Annotated in this window: 16 protein-coding genes; all 16 read left to right on the top strand. The window is 68.4% G+C overall.

The window, feature by feature from the left end:
* Positions 1-9: 9 nt before the first annotated feature.
* Positions 10-1554, top strand: coding sequence for a Mur ligase family protein (locus tag GV015_RS13865; protein ID WP_236555472.1), 1545 nt, complete (start codon positions 10-12; stop codon positions 1552-1554).
* Positions 1554-2960: a UDP-N-acetylmuramoyl-tripeptide--D-alanyl-D-alanine ligase gene (murF, locus tag GV015_RS13860; protein ID WP_079706326.1), complete on the top strand. Its 1407-nt coding sequence runs from the start codon at positions 1554-1556 to the stop codon at positions 2958-2960. The genes GV015_RS13865 and murF overlap by 1 nt, the downstream gene beginning before the upstream one ends.
* On the top strand, positions 2957-4054 hold the full coding sequence (gene mraY / locus GV015_RS13855) for a phospho-N-acetylmuramoyl-pentapeptide-transferase (protein WP_079706018.1): 1098 nt from the start codon (positions 2957-2959) through the stop codon (positions 4052-4054). Before murF ends, mraY begins: the two co-directional genes overlap by 4 nt.
* Positions 4051-5562, top strand: a complete 1512-nt coding sequence (murD, locus tag GV015_RS13850) for a UDP-N-acetylmuramoyl-L-alanine--D-glutamate ligase (RefSeq protein WP_159878872.1) — start codon at positions 4051-4053, stop codon at positions 5560-5562. Before mraY ends, murD begins: the two co-directional genes overlap by 4 nt.
* On the top strand, positions 5540-6844 hold the full coding sequence (gene ftsW, locus GV015_RS13845) for a putative lipid II flippase FtsW (RefSeq protein WP_236555469.1): 1305 nt from the start codon (positions 5540-5542) through the stop codon (positions 6842-6844). Before murD ends, ftsW begins: the two co-directional genes overlap by 23 nt.
* Positions 6841-7938, top strand: coding sequence for a glycosyltransferase (locus GV015_RS13840; protein WP_159878871.1), 1098 nt, complete (start codon positions 6841-6843; stop codon positions 7936-7938). The genes ftsW and GV015_RS13840 overlap by 4 nt, the downstream gene beginning before the upstream one ends.
* Before the next feature lie 27 nt (positions 7939-7965).
* Complete coding sequence (gene murC, locus GV015_RS13835; protein WP_079706014.1) at positions 7966-9378, top strand: UDP-N-acetylmuramate--L-alanine ligase; 1413 nt, start codon at positions 7966-7968, stop codon at positions 9376-9378.
* 10 nt (positions 9379-9388) lie between these two features.
* On the top strand, positions 9389-10477 hold the full coding sequence (locus tag GV015_RS13830; protein WP_159878870.1) for an FtsQ-type POTRA domain-containing protein: 1089 nt from the start codon (positions 9389-9391) through the stop codon (positions 10475-10477).
* A 159-nt stretch (positions 10478-10636) separates the two neighbouring features.
* Positions 10637-11893, top strand: coding sequence for a cell division protein FtsZ (ftsZ, locus tag GV015_RS13825; RefSeq protein ID WP_159878869.1), 1257 nt, complete (start codon positions 10637-10639; stop codon positions 11891-11893).
* Positions 11893-12606, top strand: a complete 714-nt coding sequence (locus GV015_RS13820) for a YggS family pyridoxal phosphate-dependent enzyme (RefSeq protein ID WP_236555467.1) — start codon at positions 11893-11895, stop codon at positions 12604-12606. Before ftsZ ends, GV015_RS13820 begins: the two co-directional genes overlap by 1 nt.
* 44 nt (positions 12607-12650) lie before the next feature.
* Entirely contained in the window at positions 12651-13166 is a 516-nt protein-coding gene (locus GV015_RS13815; RefSeq protein WP_079706012.1) for a cell division protein SepF, read from the top strand.
* 7 nt (positions 13167-13173) lie between these two features.
* A complete protein-coding gene (locus GV015_RS13810; RefSeq protein ID WP_064296991.1) occupies positions 13174-13470 on the top strand; it encodes a YggT family protein in 297 nt (98 codons plus the stop codon).
* Positions 13471-13644: 174 nt separating this feature from the next.
* Positions 13645-14286, top strand: coding sequence for a DivIVA domain-containing protein (locus GV015_RS13805; RefSeq protein WP_079706011.1), 642 nt, complete (start codon positions 13645-13647; stop codon positions 14284-14286).
* Positions 14246-14926 (top strand): signal peptidase II, encoded by a 681-nt coding sequence (gene lspA, locus GV015_RS13800; RefSeq protein WP_159878868.1) that lies wholly within the window; start codon positions 14246-14248, stop codon positions 14924-14926. The genes GV015_RS13805 and lspA overlap by 41 nt, the downstream gene beginning before the upstream one ends.
* A complete protein-coding gene (locus tag GV015_RS13795) occupies positions 14923-15846 on the top strand; it encodes an RluA family pseudouridine synthase (RefSeq protein ID WP_159878867.1) in 924 nt (307 codons plus the stop codon). The genes lspA and GV015_RS13795 overlap by 4 nt, the downstream gene beginning before the upstream one ends.
* Before the next feature lie 191 nt (positions 15847-16037).
* Positions 16038-19502 (top strand): DNA polymerase III subunit alpha, encoded by a 3465-nt coding sequence (dnaE, locus tag GV015_RS13790; RefSeq protein WP_194718966.1) that lies wholly within the window; start codon positions 16038-16040, stop codon positions 19500-19502.
* Position 19503: the final 1 nt, after the last annotated feature.

Here is a 19503-nt window from a genome sequence, read left to right as displayed (position 1 = left end):
GGGCTCAGCGTGAACAATCAGGGCCCGATCAGCCTCAGACCGGAACATCCGCAACGGCGGGCGCTCTCGCAGCTGGTGACCGAATTCGACCTCGACCTGCACGGATCAGCCGACGGCGTGGAGATCAGCGGTGTCAGTCTGAGCTCCGGTGCCGTCGAGCCCGGTGACCTCTACATCGGCATGCCGGGTGTCCGTGCCCACGGTGCCGCGTACGCGGAGCAGGCGAAGGAACGCGGCGCCGTCGCGGTGCTGACGGACGACGCCGGACGAGACCTGGCCGCAGCGGCCGGTCTGCCGATCATCGTCGTGCCGGAGCCGCGTGCCGCACTCGGCCACCTCGCCGCCTGGGTCTACCGCACCGCCGAGGAGCCGCCGACGTTGTTCGGCGTGACCGGCACCAACGGTAAGACGAGCGTGGTCTACCTCCTGAGCGGCATGCTCGCGCAACTCGGGATCGTCTCCGGTCTGAGCTCGACCGCGGAGCGGCGCATCGGCGACCTCGCGGTGACGAGCTCCCTCACCACGCCGGAGGCCAGCGAGCTGCACGCGTTGCTCGCGCGCATGCGCGAGTCCGAGGTGCGCGCGGTCGCCATCGAGGTCTCCGCCCAGGCGCTGACCAGGCACCGTGTCGACGGCATCGTCTTCGACGTCGTCGGCTTCACCAACCTCAGTCACGACCACTTCGACGACTACGGCGACTTCGACGAGTACTTCGCGGCCAAGCGGGAGCTGTTCGAACCCGACCGGGCCCGACGAGGCGTGGTCACGATCGATTCCGAGTGGGGCGGCCGGCTCGTCGAGCAGAGCCGGATCCCGGTGACGACCCTGACGACCCGCCCGGAGGTCGACGCCGACTGGCGCATGACGATCCTCGAGGAGACCGCCGGTTCCACGACGTTCCGCCTCGACGGCCCCGGCGACCAGGTGCTCGTGACGAGCGTGCCGCTGCTCGGCTGGTTCATGGCGGCGAACGCCGCGCTCGCGATCGTGATGCTCGTCGAGTCCGGTGTGGAGTTCGACATGATCGCTCAGGCCCTCGAGCGGGACGGTGGGATCGACGCCTACATCCCCGGGCGTGCCGAGCGGATCAGTGGCGACCGCGGCCCGGTCGTGTACATCGACTACGGGCACAGCCCCGACGCGTTCCTCAACACCCTCGCGGCCATCCGGGCCGTCACGCCGGGCCGCGTGATCATGGTGTTCGGCGCCGACGGAGACCGCGACACGACGAAGCGTCGCGACATGGGTGCGATCGCGGCCCGGGGTGCCGACGTCGTGGTGGTCACCGACTTCCATCCACGGAGCGAGGACCCGGCGTCGATCCGACGCGTGCTCCTCGAAGCCGCCCGCGAAGCCGCACCGGACGGCGAGTTGCACGAGGTCGCCGACCCGGCGACCGCGTTCCGCACCGCCCTCGCGCTGGCCGGTCAGGGCGACACCATCCTCTACGCCGGACCCGGGCACGAGGACTACCACGAGGTGGCCGGTGTGAAGCTCCCGTACTCGGCGCGCGACGACTCGCGCGACGCGCTGCGTGAGGCAGGGTGGCTCTGATGATCGACCTGACCCTCACCGAGATCGCCGCGGCTACCGACGGCCGACTGATCTCCGGTTCGGCTGACCCCGGCCTCGTCGTGTCCGGCGTCGCCGACACCGACTCCCGACTCATCACGCCCGGCGACATCTTCGTCGCGAAGCCCGGCGAGGAGACCGACGGACACCTGTTCGCCGATGCGGCGGTCGCGAACGGCGCCGCCCTGCTGATCGTCGAACGAGAACTGGCCGTCGCCGTGCCGCAGATCGTCGTCGAGAACTCCGTGACCGCGCTCGGTGCCCTCGCCACCGAGGTCATCACGAGGGTGCGCGCGCTCGGACGACTCCGGATCGTCGGTATCACCGGCTCCAACGGCAAGACCACGACCAAGAACCTCCTCGCCGCGGTCCTCGAGCGCGTCGGGGAGACGGTCAGCCCCAAGGCCTCCTTCAACAACGAGGTCGGAGCGCCGATCACCATGCTGCGCGTGACGAACGAGACGCGGTTCCTCGTCGCGGAGATGGGTGCCAGCGGCATCGGCGAGATCGCCCGACTCATCCGCATGGCGAAGCCCGACATCGGCGTGGTCCTGAAGGTCGGACTTGCCCACGCGGGGGAGTTCGGCGGGATCGAAGCGACCGTCACGGCGAAGACCGAGATGGTGTCAGAGCTGCTCCCGGAGGACGTCGCCGTCCTCAACCTCGACGATCCACGGGTGGCCGGTATGGCCGATGCCACCCGGGCACGCGTGCTCTGGTTCGGCCTCGACGACCGCGCCGCCGTTCGAGCGACCGACATCGTCGCGACGGCGTCCGGGACCGCGTTCACGCTGCACCTGCCCGACGGTTCCTCTGCGCCCGTCCGGTTCAAGGTGCTCGGTGAGCACCACGTCATGAACGCCCTCGCCGCGGCCGCAGCCGCCCACGAACTCGGCGTGGAGATCGACCTCATCGTCGACGCCCTCGAGAGCGTGAGCAGGGCGGAGCGGTGGCGGATGGAGCCCCTCGGCGGACGCGACGACGTGTCCATCATCAACGACGCCTACAACGCGAGCCCCGACTCCATGTCGGCCGCGATCCGGACCCTCGCCCAGATCGGTGCTGAACGCGGCCGGACCATCGCGGTCCTCGGCGCCATGAGCGAATTGGGCGACTGGGCGGGCGAGGAACACGACCGGATCGGGCTCCAGGTCGTCCGGCTCGGCATCGGCCGCCTCGTCGTGGTCGGCCCTGAGGCCCGCCGCATGCACATCACCGCGATCAACGAAGGGTCGTGGGACGGGGAGTCGGTGTACTTCGCGACGGCGGACGAAGCGTTCGCGTACTTGAGCGCGGAGATCGCCCCGGGCGACACCGTGCTCGTGAAATCGTCCAACGCGGCCGGACTCCGGTTGCTGGGCGATCGACTGGGGGAGTTGTACGCATGAGAGTCCTGTTGGCTGCGGGAGCGATCTCGCTGGCGTTCTCCCTCTTCCTGACCCCGCTCTTCATCAGAGCGTTCCGCAAACTCGCCTGGGGTCAGTTCATCCGCGACGACGGACCGCAGAGCCACCACACCAAGCGCGGAACCGCGACGATGGGCGGCGTCATCATCATCGTCGGTACCCTCGTCGGCTTCTTCGCGAGCTATCTGATCTTCCAAGAGCAGGTCGGCGTCTCGGCGCTCCTGGTCCTGTTGATGATGGTCGGACTCGGCATCGTCGGGTTCATCGACGACTTCCTGAAGGTCCGCAAGAAGCAGAGCCTCGGACTCGGTGGGTGGGCGAAGGTCTCCGGGCAGCTCATCGTCGCGACGGTGTTCGCCGTCCTGGCGATCAACTTCCCGAACACCGAGGGGTTCACCCCGGCATCGACGAACATCTCGATCATCCGCGACATCCCGATCAACTTCATGGCGATCGGCATCCCGGTGATCGGCATCCTGCTGTACATCCTCTGGACCTCGGTGATCGTGGCGGCGACGTCGAACGGCGTGAACGTCACCGACGGGCTCGACGGGCTCGCCACCGGTGCCTCGATCCTCGCGATCGGCTCGTACATCATCATCGGGTTCTGGCAGTTCAACCAGTCGTGCTTCAGCTCCTCGCTCGCTTCCGACGTGGCCTACAAGTGCTACGACGTCCGGGATCCGCTCGACCTCGCCGTGGTCGCGGCGGCGATCGTGGGCGCGCTCATCGGGTTCCTCTGGTGGAACACCTCGCCGGCACAGATCTTCATGGGTGACAGCGGTTCGTTGGCGCTCGGTGGAGCACTCGCGGCGCTGGCGATCCTCAGCAAGACCGAGCTCCTCCTGGTGCTCGTCGGTGGGCTGTTCGTGATCGAGGCCGGTTCCGTGATCGTGCAACGCGCCTACTTCAAGGTGACCCACGGCAAGCGCATCTTCCTCATGAGCCCCATCCATCACCACTTCGAACTCAAGGGTTGGGCTGAGGTCACCGTCGTCGTCCGGTTCTGGATCATCGGTGGTCTGCTCGTCGCCGCGGGTGTTGGTTCCTTCTACCTCGAGTGGCTGAGCCGTTGAGCGCCGAGCGCCTCGACGGACTCCGGAGCTGGCACGCCGACTGGCGCGGACTCCGGGTCGCCGTCCTGGGGCTCGGCATGACCGGGTTCTCCGTCGCTGACACGCTCACCGAGCTCGGCTCGGAGGTACTGGTCCTGGCCGGCGAGGCCGCGGACGAACGTGCCGAACTCGTCGGCGTCATCGGTGCGCGGCTCATCCAGCGGGACCTGTCGACCGTGCCGTCCGAGCTCGTGGAGTTCGCTCCGGAACTCGTCGTCGTGTCACCCGGCTTCCACCCCGACCACCCCGTCGTCGCGTGGGCGCAGACGGCCGGGGTCGCCGTCTGGGGCGACATCGAGCTCGCCTGGCGGGTCCGCGACAAGGTCGGAACCCCGGCCGAGTGGATCTGCGTCACCGGCACGAACGGCAAGACCACGACCGTTCAGCTGACGGCGTCGATGCTCGTCGAGGCGGGCTTCCGGGCGGCGCCCTGCGGCAACATCGGCGTCCCGGTCCTGGACGCCGTCCGTGATCCGCAGGGCTTCGACTTCTTCGTCGTCGAGCTCTCGAGTTACCAGTTGCACACCCTCGGCCTGCAGGGCGGTCGGAGCATCGTCTCACCGCTCGCGAGCGTCTGCCTGAACCTTGCCGACGACCACCTCGACTGGCACGGCTCCGCCGCGGCGTATCGGGCGGCGAAGGCCGTGGTGTACGAGAACACGAAAGTCGCGTGCGTCTACAACCGCGCTGACGCGGCGACGATGTCGATGGTCGAGGAGGCGGAGGTCGTCGACGGCGCCCGCGCCGTCGGGTTCGGCCTCGACGTCCCCGGACCGAGCGACTTCGGCGTCGTGGACGGCATCCTGGTCGACCGCGCGTTCCTCGACGACCGTCGGACGAGCGCCCTCGAGATCACGACGGTCGAAGCGCTCGCCCAGCGCGGGCTCGCCGCCCCGCACATCATCGCCAACATCCTGGCGGCAGCGGCACTCGCCCGGGCCGCCGGCATCACGGTCGAGGCCGTGCGCGACACCCTGCTGTCGTTCGGCCTGGACGCGCACCGGATCCAGCTCGTCGCGCGGAGGCTCGAGGTGGACTGGATCGACGACTCGAAGGCCACCAATCCGCACGCCGCCGACGCTTCACTCGCCGCCTACCGCTCGGTGGTGTGGATCGTCGGCGGGCTGTTGAAGGGCGTCTCGATCGATCATCTGGTCGAGCGGCACGCCGACCACCTGCGCGCGGCCGTCGTGATCGGCGCCGACCGCTCGGAGGTCCTCGCGGCATTCGCGCGACACGCGCCGACGCTGACCGTCATCGAGGTCGACGCAGCGGAGACTGAACACGTCATGCCGGAGGCCGTTCGCCGGGCCGCCGAGGTCGCGCAGGCAGGGGACACCGTGCTCCTCGCTCCTGCAGCCGCCTCGATGGACCAGTTCACGGACTACGGACACCGTGGTCGCCTGTTCCAGGCCGCCGTCGAAGCACAGCTGGGAGGTGAGGCGGATGATCGATCCGCCTCGCGCTGACCCGCGCCGCGTGCGGTCGTCGTCGTCCCGGATGACGACGATCGCCTCAGGTCGTGGGACACCCGACGCGCCGACGTCGCCGAGAGGCATGTCGAGTGCGCGGATCTCGTTGGGCAAGGTGCTGCGTCCGGAGTCGAAGAACTACTTCCTCCTGCTGGGTGTCACCCTGTTCCTCGTCGGGCTCGGGCTCGTCATGGTGCTGTCCTCGTCCTCCGTCGAGTCCTACGAGGCCGGCGACGGGTACTTCGGGTTGTTCTGGCGCCAGGCCACGTTCGCGATGATCGGTGTTCCGCTCATGCTCATCGTGAGTCGCTTCCCGGCACGGTTCTGGAAGAAGTGGGCGTGGGTGTTCCTCCTGGTCGCCATGGGCCTCCAACTGCTCGTCTTCACGCCGCTCGGCTACGAGATCGGTGGCAACCGCAACTGGATCGAGATCGGCGGCTTCACCGCGCAGCCATCGGAAGCGGTCAAGCTCGCGCTGGTCGTGTGGCTCGGGCTCGTGCTGACGGTCAAGCAACCGCGTCTCCTCGAGTGGAAGCACGCCCTGATCCCGGTCATCCCCTTCGCCGGTCTCTCCATCGGCCTCGTCCTGCTCGGTGGCGACCTCGGTACCGTCGTGATCATGGCCCTCATCGTGTTCTCGGCGCTGTACTTCGCCGGGGTGCGACTGCGCTACATCGCGATCCCGGTGGTAGCGGGGGCCGTGCTGTTCCTCATCATGGCCGTCACGAGCGCCAACCGCATGCAGCGCATCATGGCGTTCTTCGGCGACGGCAAGGGGGACTACGAGAACGCCGACTGGCAGTCGACCCACGGCACGTGGGCGCTGGCGAACGGCGGCCTCTGGGGAGTCGGCCTCGGCAACTCGCGCGCGAAGTACGGGTGGCTGCCGGCGATCTCGAACGACTTCATCTTCGCGGCGATCGGCGAGGAGCTGGGCCTCATCGGCGCGGTCCTCGTCCTCGGGCTGTTCGTCTTCCTCGCCGTCATGTTCATCCGGGTGATCCGCACCAGCGACGACTCCTTCGTGAGGATCACCACCGGCGCCGTCATGGCCTGGATCATCGGCCAGGCGCTCGTGAACATCGGCGTCGTCCTCGGAGTCCTCCCGGTGCTCGGCGTGCCGTTACCACTCTTGTCCTCGGGCGGAACGGCGCTGCTCACCACCCTCGTCGCGATCGGGATCGTCCTGTCGTTCGCCCGGGAGCGGGGGCGCCCCGCGTCCCAGCAGTCCCGTCGGTCACCCGCTCGACGTCCCCGATCCTCCGGAGCCACCCGATGACCACCTACCTCCTCGCCGGCGGCGGCACCGCCGGCCATGTCAATCCGCTGTTGGCGGTGGCCGACGGACTCCGCGCCAGAGACCCCGAAGCGACGATCCTCGTCGTCGGCACGGCGGAGGGCCTCGAGGCGCGACTCGTCCCGGAACGCGGCTACGAATTGCTGACGATCCCCAAACTGCCCTTCCCCCGCCGGCCGAACATCGACGCCCTCCGCTTCCCCGGTCGCCTCCGCCGGGCGGTCGCAGCCGTGGTCGCGATGATCCGGGAGCACCGGGTGGACGTCGTGATCGGTTTCGGCGGCTACGCGGCAGCGCCGGCGTACACGGCTGCCAGGCGCGCCGGTGTCCCGCTGGTCATCCACGAGGCGAACGCTCGTCCGGGCCTCGCGAACCGGCTCGGCGCGAGGTACACGCCCTACGTCGGTGTCGCCTTCCACCACACGCCCATCCGCAACGCACGCTTCGTCGGCATGCCGCTGCGTCGCGAGATCGAGGAGTTGGACCGCGAGGCGCTCCGGCCGGCGGCCCTCGCCGAGTTCGGCCTGGCGTCGGACCGACCACTGCTGCTCGTCACCGGCGGTTCGCTCGGCGCGAGACGGATCAACGCGACGATGAGCCAGAGCGCCGAAGACGTCGTCGCCGCAGGCTGGCAGGTGCTCCACATCACGGGTGCGAAGAGCGAGATCTCGGATCCCGGTGTCGCCCAGTACCACCTCCTCGAGTACTGCTCCCGGATGGAGCTCGCCATCGCCGCAGCCGACTTCGCGGTGTCGCGTGCCGGCAGCGCCACCGTCAGTGAGCTGTGCGCGGTCGGGCTCCCCGCCGTCTACGTGCCCTACCCGGTCGGCAACGGTGAGCAGCGCTTCAACGCCGCCGACGTCGTGCGTGCCGGGGGAGCGGTTATGGTAGATGACGCGCAGTTCGTGCCGGCCTGGGTGCGTGAGCACCTCGTCCCGTTGCTGAGCGATCGGCACCGGGTCGACGACCTGGCCGCCCAATCCAAGAGCGTCGGTGTCTCCGACGGCACGGCTCGTGTCATCGCCCTCATCGATGAGGCGCTCCAACCATCGGTGCAGCGCGTGCGCGGCCGGTGATCCAGTCTTTCCAGAAAGCGTGACACCGTGATCAAGCCAGACCCCACCGTCGAGATCCCCGCAGACCTCGGCGTCGTGCACTTCGTCGGTATCGGCGGCAGCGGGATGAGCGGCATCGCACGGTTGTTCGTGAGCGCCGGATCCCGCGTGACCGGCTCGGACGTGCGCGAGTCGAAGAACATCGACGCCCTTCGCGAGCTCGGCGTCCCGGTCGCCATCGGTCACGATGCACAGAATGTCGGCGACGCGGACACCCTCGTCGTGACCGGAGCGCTGTGGGCTGACAATCCCGAGTACCTGCTCGCGAAGGAGCGGGGTTTGACGATCCTGCACCGGTCGCAGGCGCTCGCGTGGCTGACCTCCGGGACACGACTCATCTCCGTCGCGGGGGCCCACGGGAAGACGACGTCGACCGGCATGATCATCACGGCGCTCCTGGAGCTCGGCGCCGATCCCAGCTTCGTCAACGGTGGGGTGATCGAGTCCCTCGGGCTGAGCTCGGCCAGAGGCGCCGGAGAACTGTTCGTCGTCGAGGCGGACGAGTCCGACGGTTCGTTCCTGCTCTACGACACAGCCGTCGCGCTCATCACGAACATCGACCCCGACCACTTGGACCACTACGGCTCGCTCGAAGCGTTCGAGCAGGCGTTCGTCACCTTCGCACAGCAGGCTCGCGAACTCGTCGTCATCTCCTCGGACGACGCCGGCGCGGTCCGGATCACCCCGGCGCTTCGCGCGGCCGCCGACGGCAAGCGCGTGCTGACCTTCGGAGAGGCCCCCGACGCGGACGTCCGACTGCACGACGTCGGCTCCACCGGTCCGGTCTCGTTCCAGCTCAGCTATGAGGGCACCAGCTACGCGGCGACCCTCCGCGTGCCCGGGCGCCACAACGCCATCAACGCCGCCGGTGCCTTCGCCGTCCTCGTCGGTGTCGGGTTCGACCCGGCGGACGCGCTCCGAGGCATCAGCGCCTTCGGCGGGACGCAGCGTCGATTCGAGCTGCACGGGGTCGTCGACGGTGTCAGCGTCTACGACGACTACGCGCACCACCCCACCGAGGTCGCCGCCGCTCTCGCCGCCGCGCGCACGGTGGTCGGCGACGGACGCATCATCGCGGTCCACCAGCCGCACCTGTACAGCCGGACCCGCCTCTTCGCCCAGGAGTTCGCCGACGCCCTCGAACGGTACGCCGATCACACGGTCGTCCTCGAGGTCTACGGCGCGCGAGAGGACCCCGAGCCCGGTGTGACCGGTGCGACCGTGTCGACCCGGTTCTCCGACGCGGACCGCGTCGCGTACATCGACGACTGGCAGCGCGCCGCGGACTACACGGCGACGGTCGCGCGACCCGGCGACTTCGTCATCACGCTCGGATGCGGCGACGTCTACCGGATCGTGCCGCAGCTCCTCGAGGCCATCGCCGGTCGCGAGTCCGTCTGATGGGCGTCCGGTGAAGCGCCCGGACGGCTTCGACCCCGCGGCCGGTCCGCGTCCCGAGCGTCAGACGCGACCGTCGGCGTCCGCGCCGGTCGACCGTGCCGGCGTGCGCGCCGAGCCCGTCGCCGAGCAGGAGACGGACGTCATCGAGCTCGACGCCGCCCGGGTCCGGCCGAAGCGGTCGGGTGCCGGCGCACCGTCCCAGTCGTCGGGGCTGAAGCCGGCGTCGGCCGGAACCTCGCCGAAGGTGGCGCCATCGTCGAAGCGCCGCGCGAAGCCGGCGACGACGACCTCCCCCTCGGCGACGGCGACCCTGGAGCGTCCCGACGAGCCGGAGGATGAGGCGTTCCTCACCCCACGTGAGGCCGCGAAACTGCGACGTCGCCACGAGCGCCAGGAGATCCGTCGGTTCACGGCCCGCAAGCGGGGTCGCCACCGTGCCTGGGTGGTCGCGGCCGCGATCCTCGGGGTCCTGATCGTCGTCTCGCTCGCCGGAGCCTATTCGCCCCTGCTGGCCGTCCGGACCATCGAGGTCGTCGGTGCGAGCCGGGTGAACCAGGCCGAGATCACCGAGGCGCTCGGCGATCAGCTGGGTCGCCCGCTCGCGCTGGTCGACGCTGGCGCCGTCAAGGCGGTACTCGTCGGGTACCCGCTCATCGCGAGCTACTCCCTCGAAGCACAGCCGCCGAGCACGCTCGTCGTGCGGATCGTCGAACGCGAGCCGGTGGGCGTGCTGCAATCAGGGTCGGTGTACACCCTCGTCGACGCCGCCGGGGTCACGATCGAGCGCAGCGACCAGCCGATCACCGGGTATCCCACGCTCATGGTCACCGGTGGCCCGACCTCCAAGGGCTTCGTCGCAGCGGCCGCGGTGATCCGGGCGCTGCCGACGGATCTGCGCGCCCGCGTGGCGTCGGTCTCGGCGTCGACCGCGGACGACGTCACCCTCACACTCGTGGACTCGCCCGCCGAGGTCGTATGGGGGAGTGCGGAGGACTCAGCCGAGAAGGCTCTGATCCTCGCCAAGACGATGGCGGCCACCGACCCGTCCCAGGTGAACCAGTACGACGTGTCATCGCCCTCCGCCGCGATCGTCCGCTGAGCAAGCGCACCGGGATATTCCCGTCGATGTGCCGACACGCCCGGAAGCGTCCCGACACGGTCGAGGCTGGGCCCTAACGTCGTGCTCAGGACAGAAAATGCATACGCAGCATAACTTTAAACCTTAACTAGAGGTTGAGAGTTCTCACGGAGGCCTGAAGTGACTACAAACCAGAACTACCTCGCCGTCATCAAGGTCGTCGGTATCGGCGGCGGCGGCGTGAACGCGGTCAACCGCATGATCGAGCTCGGCCTCCGAGGCGTGGAATTCATCGCCATCAACACGGACGCGCAGGCGCTGCTGATGAGCGATGCCGACGTCAAGCTCGACGTCGGCCGCGAGATCACCCGCGGCCTCGGCGCCGGCGCCGACCCCGAGGTCGGACGCCGTGCGGCGGAGGATCACGCCGAGGAGATCGAAGAGGCCATCGCCGGAGCCGACATGGTGTTCGTCACCGCTGGTGAGGGTGGCGGTACCGGAACCGGTGGCGCACCCGTCGTGGCACGGATCGCGAAGTCGATCGGTGCGCTGACCATCGGTGTCGTCACGAAGCCCTTCGGCTTCGAGGGTCGTCGCCGTCAGGCCCAGGCCGAGCTCGGCGTCGCCCGCCTGAAGGAAGAGGTCGACACGCTCATCGTCGTGCCGAACGACCGCCTGCTGGAGATCAGCGACCGCGGCATCAGCATGCTCGAGGCCTTCGCGACCGCCGACCAGGTGCTCCTCGCCGGTGTCCAGGGCATCACCGACCTCATCACCACCCCCGGCCTCATCAACCTCGACTTCGCCGACGTCAAGTCGGTCATGCAGGGAGCCGGCTCCGCCCTCATGGGTATCGGCTCCTCGCGGGGCGCGGATCGTGCCATCAAGGCGGCCGAACTCGCCGTCGCCTCCCCGCTCCTCGAAGCGAGCATCGAGGGCGCGCACGGTGTCCTGCTGTCCATCCAGGGTGGCTCGAACCTCGGCATCTTCGAGATCAACGACGCCGCCAAGCTCGTCCAGGAGGCCGTGCACCCCGAGGCGAACATCATCTTCGGTGCGGTCGTCGACGACACCCTCGGCGACGAGGTGCGCGTGACGGTCATCGCCGCCGGATTCGACGGTGGTGAGCCCCTCACCAGGACGGCGGCATCGCCGGCCGACGCGGTCATCTCGGGCGGCGTCATGAGCACCTCGGACGAGGCGCCCAGTGCTCCGATCAGCACCTCAGCCAACACTTCCTCCGAGTCGTCCGAGCACCGCTCGGCACCTGCTGCGGCGCCGGTCTCCTCCGGCGGCGACTGGGGCTCCAGGCAGAACGCGTCCTCGCCCTTCTCCGGTGCGACGCACCGCCAGCCTGAAGCGGTCGTCGAGACCGCCGTCGTCGACCCCTCGTTCGACGACGAGGGCGAGCTGGACATCCCCGACTTCCTGAAGTAGTGGGCGGCGACACGATCACCCCGGCCGGATCGGGCTCTTCGGAGCCCGATCCGGCTCTGCTCGATCGCCTCGCCGCGATCCGCGGCCGCGTCGCAGACGCCGCCCGTGCGGCCGGTCGCACCCACGAGCCGACGCTCATCGTCGTGACGAAGTTCCATCCGGTCGCCCTCGTGCAGCAGCTCGCGGCCGCGGGGGTCACCGACGTGGGGGAGAACCGACACCCGGAGGCCCGCGACAAGGCCGAGGGGGCCGCCGGACTCGGGTTGCGGTGGCACTTCATCGGCCAGTTGCAGACGAACAAGGCCAAGCAGGTGCGCCGATACGTCGACGCCGTGCACTCGGTGGACCGCCCCGAACTCCTGCGCGCGCTGTCATCACCGGACCGCCTCCTCGAGGTGTTCCTCCAGGTGAACCTGACCGACGACCCGGGTCGCGGCGGTGTGGTCGGCGACGAGGCGCTGGAAGCGCTCGCCACGGAGACGCTCGAAGCCGAAGGCGTCCTCCTGCGAGGCGTGATGGCCGTCGCCCCGCTCGACGAGCCGCCGGCTGCCGCGTTCGCGCGGGTCGTCGCGGCGTCCGCGCGGGTGCGATCCCTCGCTCCGCAGGCCGACGGCCTGTCGATCGGGATGAGCCACGACTACGTCGAGGCGATCGAAGCGGGCGCGACACACCTACGCATCGGCACGGCAATCACCGGGAATCGTCCGGTGTGACGTTAATCTCGAAGGTGCAAGGACCGCAGATCACGGAGGAAACGATGTCGAACCCACTGAAGAAGACCATGGTGTACCTCGGGCTCGCCGACGATGATCTCGAGTACGAGCAGCAGCATGCTGCCCAGGCCGAGCCCACGCAGCAGTCCGAGCCTCGCCGGGCAGAACGTCCCGAGCGCGCAGAGCGTGTCGAGCGCGTCGAGAAGGCCGCTCCCGTGACCCCGCTGCGCAAGCCGGTCCCGGTCCGCCAGCCGGTCGCCCCGAGCTCCGACCTCAACGAGATCCTCACGGTGCACCCCAAGCAGTACCGCGACGCTCAGATCATCGCCGAGAGCTTCCGCGACGGTGTCCCGGTCATCATCAACCTCTCCCAGATGAGCGACGGCGACGCCCGACGCCTCATCGACTTCGCCAGTGGCCTCTCGCAGGGCCTCTACGGGAAGATCGAGCGAGTGACGAGCAAGGTCTTCCTGCTCTCGCCCGAGCACGTCGCCGTTTCCGGCGACAACGGGCAGGGCGCACCGGAAGCGACCGAGGCGACCTTCTTCGCTCAGTCATAATCGAGGGGTGGCTTCTCTCATCTCCGTGATCGGCACGATCCTCTATCTCGCGCTGCTCCTGTACTTCTTCGTCCTCTGGGCGCGGTTCATCCTCGACCTGGCTCGGGTACTCCGACCGCAGTGGCGACCGTCGGGCGTCGGCCTGGTCCTCGCCGAGCTCAGTTTCACGGTCACCGACCCGCCGATCCGGTTCTTCCGCCGTGTCCTGCCGCGCGTCGCGGTCGGTCCCGTCGCGCTCGACTTCGGTTGGACGCTCACGATGCTGTGTTGCATCATCGCGATGACGCTCGTCCAGCTCCTGTAGCCGCCGACGCCGGTGCCCGCGCAGGGTTCACCACGATTGTGCGGCTACGATAGAACGCCCGTCACCTGACGGGAAGCTCCGACGCTGACAACATGTCTCACCCACTGGGTCAGACTTTGCTAGCGTGGGGGCGTTGTACACAGATTTTCGATTCGACAGTGAAGGTGGTTCGCTATGGCGCTCACTCCCGAAGACGTGGTCCAGAAGCGGTTTCAGCAGACCAAGTTCCGCGAAGGCTACGACCAGGACGAGGTGGACGACTTCCTCGACGAGGTCGTCGTCGAACTGCGTCGCCTCATCCAGGAGAAGGACGAGGTTCAGCAGAAGCTGACCGCGGCCGAGGCCAAGGTCGCCGAGCTGCAGAAGGGCGGCTCCTCCGCTCCCGCCGCGCTCGCCAAGGCTGAGCCCGCTCCCGCACCGGCTCCGGTCGTCGCACCCGCAGCGGCTCCTGCCGCCGAGTCGACCGACAACACGGCCGAGAGCTCCAACAACCTCCTGCAGCTGGCCCGCCGCCTGCACGACGAGCACGTCGCAGAGGGCGCTCAGCGTCGCGACGCACTCATCGCCGAAGGTCACGCGACCGCGGCACGTGTCGTCGCCGAGGCCGAGGCCAAGCAGCGCGCACAGATGCAGATCCTCGAGCAGGAGCGCTCCGTGCTGGAGCACAAGATCGACGAGCTGCGCAACTTCGAGCGCGAGTACCGCTCGCAGCTCCGCGGCTACATCGAGGGTCAGCTGAAGGACCTCGACGCCTCGTCGTCGAGCTCCGCACCCGATGCGAAGTCCGGCGTCACCGCCGACAGCGCAGCGGTCTAGCGCAGACACCCGGTTGTCTCCCGCATCACCGTCGAAGGCCAGCGCCAGGACTCTTGCAGCCCTGGCGCTGGTTGCCGTCGTGGCCTATTCGGCCGATCAGTTCACGAAGTTCCTCGTCACCACCAACCTGACGGTCGGTGAGTCCGTCCCCGTCTTCGGACAGGCGCTGGTCCTGTACTTCGTCAAGAATTCGGGCGCCGCCTTCTCGCTGGGTGCCGGCTACACCTGGATCTTCTCGATCCTCGCCGCGGTGGTCGTCGTCGTCATCGTCTGGTTCGCGCGCCGCATCCGTTCGCGCGCCTGGGCGATCGTCTTCGGCCTGCTCCTCGGAGGCGTGCTCGGCAACCTGACCGACCGCCTCTTCCGAGAGCCGTCCTTCGGCCTCGGCCACGTCGTCGACTTCATTTCGACGCCCTGGATGCTCCCCGCGATCTACAACGTGGCCGACATCTGCATCGTGGTCAGCATGGCGCTGTTCATCCTCCTGACGCTCTTCGGTGTCAACCTCGACGGCACGCGCACGACGCGAGCCAGTGAACGGGCCGCCCAGGAAGCGGAGGACCGCGAGGCTGAAGCCGACGCGGCCGTCCTCGATCCTGCGGAGCCTGGCGACGCGAGCCCGGACGCAGGTCGTCCGTGAACGAGTCCCGCAGCCTGTACGTCCCCGACGGACTCGACGGCGAGCGCGTCGACGCCGGACTCGCCAAGCTCCTGGGCTTCTCGCGCAGCTACGCAGCCGAGGTGGCCTTGGCCGGCGGCGTCACCATGAACGGGAAGTCGGTCGACAAGTCCGATCGCCTGCTCGGCGGCGCTTGGCTCGAGATCGAATGGACGCCTCGACGGGAGGCCGTGATCGTCCCGATCGCCGTCCCCGACCTCGGCATCGTCCACGACGACGACGAGATCGTCGTCGTCGACAAGCCTGCGGGCGTCGCGGCGCATCCCTCGGTCGGGTGGGAGGGCCCGACGGTGCTCGGTGCCCTCGCGGCGGCGGGCTTCCGCATCTCGACCTCGGGAGCCGCCGAGCGCGCGGGCATCGTCCATCGGCTGGACGCCGGGACGAGCGGCCTCATGGTCGTCGCGAAGACCGAACGGGCCTACACCTGGCTCAAGCGGGCCTTCCACGACCGCGAGGTCGAGAAGATCTACCGTGCGGTGGTGCAGGGGCATCCCGATCCTCTCGCCGGCACCATCGACGGCCCGATCGGACGCCACCCCCGGCACGACTGGCGGTTCGCCGTGACCGCCGACGGCAAGCCGTCGATCACGCACTACGAGACGCTCGAGGCGTTCCCCTACGCCTCGCTGCTCGAGGTGCACTTGGAGACCGGCCGCACGCATCAGATCCGCGTGCACATGGCGGCCCAGCGGCACCCGTGCGTCGGCGACACGATGTACGGGGCCGACGCGGCACTGTCAGCGCGGTTGGGACTCACCCGGCAGTGGCTCCACGCCACGAAGCTCGGGTTCGCCCACCCGGCCACGGGGGAGTTCGTGCGGTTCGAGGCGGCCTACCCGGCCGACCTCCAGCACGCGCTGTCCGTGCTCGAGCTCGACTGAGCCGACGCCCGCCCATCCCGTCGGTGTCCGTGACGGCATCGCCGGAGCCGACCGTCGGCGGTGACGGTTAGGCTGGATCACAGACCACCTCGGCGTCCGCGCCGAACCCCACAGCACGATCCCCGGAGGCGCCGTCCGTGCCCACGTCCACCGATTCGTTCGTCCATCTGCACGTCCACAGCGAGTACTCGATGCTCGACGGAGCAGCCCGCGTGAAGCCGCTCATCCAGGCCGCGGTCGAGCAGGGGATGCCCGCCGTCGCCGTGACCGACCACGGCAACATGTTCGGCGCCTTCGACTTCTGGCGCACGGCGACCGATGCCGGTATCAAGCCGATCATCGGCACCGAGGCGTACATCACCCCGGGGACCGCGCGCGGCGACCGGACGAGGATCAAGTGGGGCGACGGTGGGGGAGACGACGTCTCCGGCGCCGGCGCCTACACGCACATGACCTTGCTCTCGGAGACCACCGAGGGGATGCACAACCTCTTCCGGCTCTCGTCGAAGGCGTCGATCGAGGGGTACTACTTCAAGCCGCGCATGGACCGCGAGATCCTGAGCCAGTACAGCGCCGGCCTCATCGCGACGACCGGCTGCCCGAGCGGCGAAGTGCAGACGAGACTCCGTCTCGGCCAGTACGACGAAGCGGTCAAGGCCGCGGCGGACTTCCGCGACATCTTCGGCGCGGAGAACTACTTCTGCGAGATCATGGACCACGGGCTCGGGATCGAGCGCCGGATCATGGCCGACCTCATCAGGCTGTCCAAAGACCTCGGTCTCCCGCTCCTCGCGACGAACGACCTCCACTACACGCACGCTGCGGACGCCAAAGCCCACGCCGCCCTCCTCTGCGTGCAGTCCGGCTCCACCCTCAACGACCCGAACCGGTTCAAGTTCGACGCCGACGAGTTCTACCTGAAGTCCGCGGACGAGATGCGCCGACTGTTCCGCGAGTATCCCGAGGCGTGCGACAACACCCTCGCGATCGCCGAGCGGTGCGACGTCGCCTTCGACACCTCGGCCAACTACATGCCGCGGTTCCCCGTGCCGGAGGGCGAGAACGAGGAGAGCTGGTTCATCAAGGAGGTCGAGACCGGGCTGAACCTGCGGTACCCGAACGGGATCCCAGCCGACGTCCGGGAACGGGCGAACTACGAGACGCGCGTCATCGTGCAGATGGGTTTCCCCGGGTACTTCCTCGTCGTCGCCGACTTCATCCAGTGGTCGAAGCGCAACGGCATCCGCGTCGGTCCCGGTCGTGGTTCCGGTGCGGGCTCCATGGCCGCGTACGCGATGCAGATCACCGACCTCGACCCGCTCCGCCACGGGCTCATCTTCGAGCGGTTCCTCAACCCCGACCGCGTGTCGATGCCCGACTTCGACGTCGACTTCGACGACCGCCGCCGCGGCGAGGTCATCAAGTACGTCACCGAGAAGTACGGCGACGAGCGCGTCGCGCAGATCGTCACCTACGGCACCATCAAGGCCAAGCAGGCGCTCAAGGACTCGTCGCGCGTCCTCGGATTCCCGTTCGGCATGGGCGACAAACTGACGAAGGCCATGCCGCCGGCGGTCATGGGCAAGGACATCCCGCTCGAGGGCATCCTCGACACCAAGCACCCGCGGTACAAGGAGGCGGTCGACCTCCGTGGCATCCTCGACACCGACCCGGAGGCGCGGACCGTCTTCGAGACCGCGCTCGGCATCGAGAACCTGAAGCGCCAGTGGGGCGTGCACGCGGCCGGCGTGATCATGTCGAGCGACCCGCTCATCGACATCATCCCGATCATGAAGCGCGAGCAGGACGGCCAGATCGTCACGCAGTTCGACTACCCGGCGTGCGAGTCCCTCGGATTGATCAAGATGGACTTCCTCGGGTTGCGCAACCTGACGATCATCAACGACGCCCTCGACAACATCAAGAGCAACCGCGACATCGAACTCGTCCTCGAAGACCTCGAACTCGACGACCGCGGTGCGTACGAACTCCTGTCCCGAGGCGACACCCTCGGGGTGTTCCAGCTCGACGGCGGACCGATGCGCGCGCTGCTGCGCCTCATGAAGCCCGACAACTTCGAGGACATCTCGGCGCTGATCGCCCTTTACCGGCCAGGGCCGATGGGCGCGAACTCGCACACGAACTACGCGCTGCGGAAGAACGGCCTCCAGGAGATCACCCCGATCCACCCGCAGCTCGAGGAACCGCTCTCCGAGATCCTGTCGACGAGCTACGGCCTCATCATCTACCAGGAGCAGGTGATGGCGATCGCGCAGAAGGTCGCCGGCTTCTCCCTCGGGCAGGCCGACATCCTCCGTCGCGCGATGGGCAAGAAGAAGAAGTCCGAACTGGACAAGCAGTTCGAGGGCTTCTCCGGCGGCATGGTCGCGAACGGCTTCTCGATGGAGGCCGTCAACAAGCTATGGGAGATCCTCCTCCCGTTCTCGGACTACGCGTTCAACAAAGCGCACTCCGCCGCCTACGGGGTCATCTCCTACTGGACGGCGTACCTCAAGGCGCACTACCCGGCCGAGTACATGGCCGGTCTGCTGACGAGTGTCGGCGACTCCAAGGACAAGATGGCGCTCTACCTCAACGAGTGCCGCCGCATGGGGATCCAGGTCCTGCCGCCCGACGTCAACGAGTCCATCGGGTTCTTCGCCGCAGTCGGGGAGGACATCCGGTTCGGTCTGGGTGCCGTCCGCAACGTCGGTTCGAACGTCGTGGAGCTCATCCGGCAGGCACGCGAGCGCGAGGGCAGGTTCACCTCCTTCCACGACTTCCTCCGCAAGGTGCCGCTGCCGGTGGCGAACAAGCGGACCATCGAGTCGCTCATCAAGGCCGGCGCGTTCGACTCCATGGGCGACAGCAGACGTGCGCTCTACGAGATCCACGAGGACGCCGTCGACTCGGTCGTGAAGGACAAGCGTGCCGAGGCGTCCGGGAGCATCGGCTTCGACTTCGACAGCCTGTTCGCCGAGGTCGGCGAAGTGCCGCTCGCGAGCGTCCCCGCGCGTCCTGACTGGAGCAAGCGCGACAAACTCAACTTCGAGCGGGAGATGCTGGGGCTGTACGTCTCGGACCACCCGCTGGCCGGACTCGAGATCGAGTTGGCGAAGCACGCCACGACGACCATCACCGACCTCATGACCTCCGAGGGCATGGACGGCGAGACCGTCGTGATCTCGGGGCTCGTCACGAGTGTCCAGCACCGGATCGCCAAGGCCTCCGGCAACCAGTACGGCATGATCCAGGTCGAGGACTTCGGCGGCGAGATGACCGCCATGTTCATGGGCAAGGCGTACCAGGAGTTCGCATCCGAACTCGTCGGCGACTCGATCGTGGTGGTCCGCGGACGGGTCAGTGTCCGAGACGACGGGATGAACCTCCACGCGTACAGCATCTTCTCGCCCGAACTGCCCGAGGCCGGTGCCGACCGCATGCTCCAGCTGTCGATGGCGGACGCCCGGGCGACGACCGAGACGGTGACCACGCTCAGCGATGTGCTGACGCGGCACGCTGGGTCGACCGAGGTCCGATTGAAGCTCATCCGAGGCGAGATCGCGCGGGTGTTCGAGCTGCCCCATCGCGTCAGTCTCTCGTCCGGACTCTTCGGCGAGCTGAAGTCCCTGCTCGGCCCGAACTGTCTCGGCTGAC

Origin of the sequence: Plantibacter sp. T3 (assembly GCF_902506515.1) — a bacterium.
Lineage (GTDB): Bacteria > Actinomycetota > Actinomycetes > Actinomycetales > Microbacteriaceae > Plantibacter > Plantibacter auratus.
Note: the sequence above shows the minus strand (reverse complement) of the source record. Positions and strands in the feature narration are given on the sequence as shown.

Excerpts from the sequence above, each read along its gene's own strand:
- murF (WP_079706326.1), top strand. The coding sequence starts at position 1,554 with ATGATCGACCTGACCCTCACCGAGATCGCCGCGGCTACCGACGGCCGA.
- mraY (WP_079706018.1), top strand. The coding sequence starts at position 2,957 with ATGAGAGTCCTGTTGGCTGCGGGAGCGATCTCGCTGGCGTTCTCCCTC.
- ftsW (WP_236555469.1), top strand. The coding sequence starts at position 5,540 with ATGATCGATCCGCCTCGCGCTGACCCGCGCCGCGTGCGGTCGTCGTCG.
- GV015_RS13840 (WP_159878871.1), top strand. The coding sequence starts at position 6,841 with ATGACCACCTACCTCCTCGCCGGCGGCGGCACCGCCGGCCATGTCAAT.
- GV015_RS13815 (WP_079706012.1), top strand. The coding sequence starts at position 12,651 with ATGTCGAACCCACTGAAGAAGACCATGGTGTACCTCGGGCTCGCCGAC.
- GV015_RS13805 (WP_079706011.1), top strand. The coding sequence starts at position 13,645 with ATGGCGCTCACTCCCGAAGACGTGGTCCAGAAGCGGTTTCAGCAGACC.
- lspA (WP_159878868.1), top strand. The coding sequence starts at position 14,246 with ATGCGAAGTCCGGCGTCACCGCCGACAGCGCAGCGGTCTAGCGCAGAC.
- dnaE (WP_194718966.1), top strand. The coding sequence starts at position 16,038 with ATGCTCGACGGAGCAGCCCGCGTGAAGCCGCTCATCCAGGCCGCGGTC.